Consider the following 5210-nt stretch of genomic DNA (forward strand, 5'->3'; position numbering starts at 1 on the left):
TTCATCGATCTCGATCACTGCGCTCGGCGCGACGCTCGCCGATCCGTCGCGCTTTATCGGCATGCATTTCTTCAATCCAGTCCCACTGTTGCCGCTCGTCGAAATCATTCGCGGCTTGCAGACCAGCGCTGCTACCGCCAATGTCGTTCGCGAACTGACAGTACGGCTCGACAAGTCGCCGATCGGCGTCAAAAACTCACCCGGGTTCGTGGTTAACCGGATTCTCGTGCCCATGATCAACGAAGCGTTCTTCCTGCTGGCCGAAGGTGTCGCCACGGCCGAAGAAATCGACGAGGGAATGCGCCTTGGGGCCAATCACCCCATCGGGCCACTCGCACTGGCGGACCTGATCGGATTGGATGTACTTCTTTCCGTGACGGATGTGTTCCTGAGAGACTTCGGCGATTCGAAATATCGGGCCTGCCCGCTGCTGCGCGAAATGGTCGCAGCCGGGCGTCTCGGGCGGAAAAGTGGCCGAGGGGTGTATCGGTACGGCTAATTGAACGGCGTTCGACACCTCACTGCGGGCGCGGCACCACGACTCCTCGATGATGCCGCGGATTTCCTCCTGCGGGTCGGACGCCTCCCGCGTGGCGAGCTGCGCATAGTCCCTGCCCTCTGGCTTCGCGTAGCTCTTTACGATGGGTACCAAAGAGGCGGTTGTGATTTTGAGCTGAGCATCCGGTTGCTCGAAGTCCACAATCTGTTCGAGCTGGGCCAATCGTTCCTCGAACAGCGCCTTGCGGCATTGGAATACTGACTTGTAAAGCCCAAGCTTCGTTTCGAAGTAGTACACGACAAGCGGAGGCCCAGCGTCTGCTTCCTTCGCGATATCTCACACTGAGACGCAGTGAAGCCGTCGCACGCGAAATGCCACGTGGCCGCGAGAATTGTCCAATCGCGTTCTTCAGCTTCAGGCTTCATTTCTCATTTCGCCGCGGCGATCTAGACTTCTGCGCCGGTTGCCGAATTGCGGCCGACGCGCGCTGCGCGGGCGCCAGTGGAGAAAGACCCGAAGCCGATCAGTTGTACCGTGTCGCCCTTCCTGACGGCGGTCATGACCGCGCAGATGAACGCATCAATCGCCTCGCCCGTTGCGGCCTTGTTTGCGCCCGTCGCCACAGCGTCCCCATCCACCAGTTCCTGCTTGTTCAAAGCCATTAAATGTACTTGCGGGATGTTGTACCAACCGGTTAAGCGGCCGATAAAACCATACCGGAACGCGAGTGAGCCATGACCTGCGAGACGCCACAGACTCATGGCAGCAGGTCGCGCGTGCTCATTCGTCAGCCTTGCCGAGGCCACTCCATACGACCTTGACAGCTTTGCGGAAGGCATGCAGCTGCGAGGGGTTGCCTTCATTCCAGCGAAGGAAAATGACCAGGCCCTGGCAACTGGACACGATCAATGCACCACGCAATTCGCGTTCTTCCATCGACAGTACCGGATTGAGTTCGCCAACGAGCTTCGCAAAGAGCCTCGTGAACTGTTTTTGTATCTCTACGACGACATCGCGCGCAAACGGTTCATGCAGCGCCAACCCCCAACTTTCGAAGATGGCTGCAGGCATCCCAGGTTTGACAAATTCGGCGAAAGCGTCGTCGATGATCGCTTCGAGCCGCGCCTGCGGGGAGCGGTTTCTGTTTTCGGCAAAGCCTCGAAAGCGTTCGAAGTACCGCTTAGCGACCTCCTCGATCGTGGCGCGCAACAGCGCTTCACGGGTCGAAAAATAGTGCTGTAACGTGCTCAGGCGAATGCCCGCATCATTGGCCACGCGGTTGATCGTGTACCCCGCGTAACCCGCTGCGATCAGCACGTTGATCGATACATCGATGATCTCAGGCACCCGGCTCTCCCGATTGCCGCGCCGTCTCGCGAGTGTCGCGGTTCGTGGATCAAATATCGCTGCGGAAGTGAGGGTCAGTTTTTTCACGTGCACTCCGTTCTGAGGCGCCGACTGTCTCGCTGTTCGGCGCAAAGTTCGCGTCTGGCAGCGGCCCGTGGGGTCGCAACCGCCCTGTGCGACAACAATCGTCGTTGCGGTTCTACGTTTTCCGGGTATCGCGTTGGCGAATCTGCGGTGCGACTGCGCGGCGGTCGCTTCGGGAATCGCCCAGCTTAATAGGTTGTCTAACCTGACTTAAGTATAGGTTGAGAAACCGGTTTTTCCCAAGTATCGACACGCCAAATGTCCAATGAATCAACACTTCTATCGGTCAATATCGTTTACCCTTGCACTCAAATTAAGCGGTTGATTTATAGGTTATACAACCTATAGTTGACGGTAAGGTAACCGACAAGACGTTGCAATGTTCCAGCCACGAATTGGCGGGACACGATGGTGGCGCCGCGGTGAGAGGAGAGCGAGATGGGTTCCGGCAAGACGTGCTTGCGATCGCTGGTCGCAAAGTGGTTTGGGCACTCTGCGGTGGTGACGGTACGCGTGATGGAGTTCAGTCGCACATCATCGGATCGACGGCGCTATGTGCGGATCGGCGTGGCGCGACCGGACGGACGTTTGACCATCGTTTTCTTCCGGCACGATGACGGTTCGTGGAACGTGTTCCCGGCAAAGGCGAGCACGCCGGCGATGCGCGCCTACCCGCTTGCGGCATGAGCGACAGGTCGATAGTCGGGCGATCTCAGGAGGATGGAATGAACATCCTGGAATTGGCGGCGGATGCTGGAATGCTGGTCGTACTTGACGGCAAAATCGGTCGCACCGAGTACCGAAGCGTCCATGGAACGCTGGATGCGTTTCAACGTTTTGTTCACGCGTTGGAATCGGCACTGGCGAATAACGAGGAGTCCGATGGGTCTCAGTGTCGGAGCAGCCTGTGCGCGGAGTCCTCGTCATCTTGAAGAAATGGTGCCGGAGCGCCACCATGGAGACCTTCACGCTGACCCGGAATGCGCATCTGGCCACAGGCCATGAAACCGGAGCGGGTGCAGGACACGCTGGTGCTGGATCGAGTTCGCTCACACTGGGGAGCGGGCTCGATTGGATGGAGAGACTGATGAAGATTTCCGCAACCTACGCCTGGGTGACGGCGCTTGCTGCAATCGCCGCGGGGCTCCCTCCGGTCTCGTCCTACGCCTATTCGCTCGATCCGCAACTCGACTGTAGATCGAACGCACACGCGTTCATCGCCCCGCTCCTGAAGGACCAGTACATCGATCCGAAGCCGATGCGCGTCGAAGCGAACTCGGTCAACGCATTTCGACCGGCGCACGGCAGCAACCTGACGGCATTTGGCTTTCGCGTCTACGCCGTCCTCGGATATAAACACGACGATGCACTGTTCAAGCGCGGAGATGGGCAGCCTGTTACGGACTCAGCCTATGGCGTGGTGGTGATCGGCCCCACCGAGTCAGTAGAAGCGCACGCGCGCCGGGCCGGCAGCGGCGCTGTCATTCATCAAGTAGTTCCCCTCTTGCTAACGGCCATTTTCTGCAGAGGACCGTGACGCGCTCAGCGGCGCGGCCGTCCCGAGTCGCTTACTTTTCCGCATCCGCTGCGACGTGATGCGCGGCTCGTCACAGGTTACGGACCTCGGTCGTCATATGGAAGTTGGACAGCCGGGGTGCCCGAGCAGTTGTACTTTGCAGTTGGTCGTCAGACCGCCACGAGACGGCGTCCTGACTCAGAAACAGCTGGGCGCCGACTTCGCACGAGCTGTTCCACTTGACGGTGCTGACGAAGGTCCTGCCCGTCGTATCGAGTGACTCGATCATCGCGCGCTGCCCACGCGCTTCGGCGATCGCGCGCACGATGCGCGTACGGTAGCGCAGCAGTGCGCCGATCGGCGGGCACAAGGCCTCCCGGCGAATCCGCGATCGTTTCTTTTCCATACGGCTATCTATATAGATATGCAGCGAATCGCAGGGGCCGCGGTACATCGCGGCATCTCGCCACCGATGCTACCAGGCCGACTTGCCCAGGTCCAGGCTCTATGCGCAATCACGTCCTCTCCCTGTCGCCCAACGGTAGCGGCGATGCGGCCGGCTGAGTACGGCCGGGAGGAACCCGGCCGACGGCTTGTGCCTGGTCTCAGCCGCCGTTCACCGCATCCTTGAATGCCTTGCCCGCCGTGAACTTGACGGTCTTCGCCGCAGGGATCTGGATCTCGGCGCCTGTGGCCGGGTTGCGACCGACCCGCGCGGCACGCGCACCTGTGGAAAACGAGCCGAAGCCGATCAGTTGCACCGTCTTTCCCTTCGTCACCTCGCTAGTTATTGCCGCGATCACTGCGTCAACCGTCTCACCCGTCGCGGCCTTGCTTTCTCCGGTCGCAGCAGCGACTGCATCCACCAGTTCCTGTTTGTTCATTGATTTTTTCCTCGTTGAGTGAATGATGATGTCGACACCCTACCCGATCGGCGCGCCTCCGCGCAATCGGCACGCAACTGCACGGGTTTCACGCCCCCGGTCCGCCTCCCGATGGCGGCCCGTCGCCGCCTGTCGTACCGGGGGCGCGCCTGTTGAAGGCGCCTGAGGAAATTGGCACATGCAAGGTCAGGGACGCTGACCGCGAAACGTCAACGGCCTGGGTTCTGCGCCGGCGGCCCGGCATTCCCGAGGATCGGCCGGCCGCGACCCTCGCCTACGCCTCGGTCTGCCCCATGCCTTCTGTTGCTTGCGCCCGCGTCCCTCGCGGCTCAGGTTACTTCCGTCAATCCGGCCGGGCATCTGCCTGAAATGAGGACGCGTGTCCGCAAACGAAGGCCCGTATAGCTCTGAATTATCCGGGCCTCCATTTACACCGCCCGTGGTGCGACGCGACTGAAAAACTACCGCCGCGCGCCGGCGCAGTGACTATCATCGTGGTCCGTGTTCACGGCACGTGACCACACACGGAGCAGCGGCGGGGCTGGCGGCAAGACTGGCCGCCCGTCGCGGCTCCGCCAGACCCGGTCCGCGCTGTGCGGGCCGTTTTTGTGCGCCGTTTTAATGCCGATAAGTCGTATTATCAGCATTACTAGCAATTCAATACGTCTATTCTCAGTTAAACTAACTTTATATTCTCCTTTAATGCGCCAATGCCTAATTTCACACTCGACGTCGATAACTTTAATTATGTCAAAGTGAATCACCACGTTCGTAGAACGTGGTTTCGCATTAAGCCCCCCATAGGGGGGCACACCTATCGGCCCTTCTGAGAAGGTCCTCTACCGGGTTCCAACTGAAGTTGCTCTTGATGCATCTCTTC

General features: G+C 59.7%; 7 protein-coding genes and 1 pseudogene. 4 read left to right on the forward strand and 4 right to left on the reverse strand.

The window, feature by feature from the left end; all coding sequences use genetic code 11:
• On the forward strand, positions 1 to 499 hold a 499-nt coding region (locus GNZ13_RS21695; protein ID WP_236002121.1), incomplete at its 5' end, for a 3-hydroxyacyl-CoA dehydrogenase family protein.
• 449 nt (positions 500 to 948) lie between these two features.
• Here GNZ13_RS21695 and GNZ13_RS21700 read toward each other — a convergent pair.
• A pseudogene (locus tag GNZ13_RS21700) lies at positions 949 to 1155 on the reverse strand (HU family DNA-binding protein); the annotation flags it as partial.
• 124 nt (positions 1156 to 1279) lie between these two features.
• Positions 1280 to 1933 carry a TetR/AcrR family transcriptional regulator gene (locus GNZ13_RS21705; RefSeq protein WP_172167961.1) on the reverse strand — a complete coding sequence of 218 codons (654 nt, stop codon included), beginning with the start codon at positions 1931 to 1933 and terminating at the stop codon, positions 1280 to 1282.
• 435 nt (positions 1934 to 2368) lie between these two features.
• On the opposite strand from GNZ13_RS21705, the gene GNZ13_RS21710 reads away from it, so the two are divergent.
• The 3 genes from GNZ13_RS21710 to GNZ13_RS21720 all read left to right on the forward strand — a co-directional run bounded on the left by GNZ13_RS21710 (position 2369) and on the right by GNZ13_RS21720 (position 3467).
• Positions 2369 to 2617: a hypothetical protein gene (locus tag GNZ13_RS21710; RefSeq protein WP_172167963.1), complete on the forward strand. Its 249-nt coding sequence runs from the start codon at positions 2369 to 2371 to the stop codon at positions 2615 to 2617.
• Positions 2618 to 2655: 38 nt separating this feature from the next.
• On the forward strand, positions 2656 to 2862 hold the full coding sequence (locus GNZ13_RS21715; protein ID WP_172167965.1) for a hypothetical protein: 207 nt from the start codon (positions 2656 to 2658) through the stop codon (positions 2860 to 2862).
• Between the two features lie 155 nt (positions 2863 to 3017).
• On the forward strand, positions 3018 to 3467 hold the full coding sequence (locus tag GNZ13_RS21720; protein ID WP_172167970.1) for a hypothetical protein: 450 nt from the start codon (positions 3018 to 3020) through the stop codon (positions 3465 to 3467).
• Between the two features lie 70 nt (positions 3468 to 3537).
• Here the strand turns inward: GNZ13_RS21720 and GNZ13_RS52530 are convergent, their stop codons facing one another.
• Positions 3538 to 3852: a hypothetical protein gene (locus GNZ13_RS52530; protein WP_236002122.1), complete on the reverse strand. Its 315-nt coding sequence runs from the start codon at positions 3850 to 3852 to the stop codon at positions 3538 to 3540.
• A gap of 199 nt (positions 3853 to 4051) precedes the next feature.
• A complete protein-coding gene (locus GNZ13_RS21730; RefSeq protein ID WP_328807268.1) occupies positions 4052 to 4354 on the reverse strand; it encodes an HU family DNA-binding protein in 303 nt (100 codons plus the stop codon).
• Between the last annotated feature and the right edge of the window lie 856 nt (positions 4355 to 5210).

Source organism: Paraburkholderia elongata (genome assembly GCF_013177735.1).
GTDB lineage: Bacteria > Pseudomonadota > Gammaproteobacteria > Burkholderiales > Burkholderiaceae > Paraburkholderia > Paraburkholderia elongata.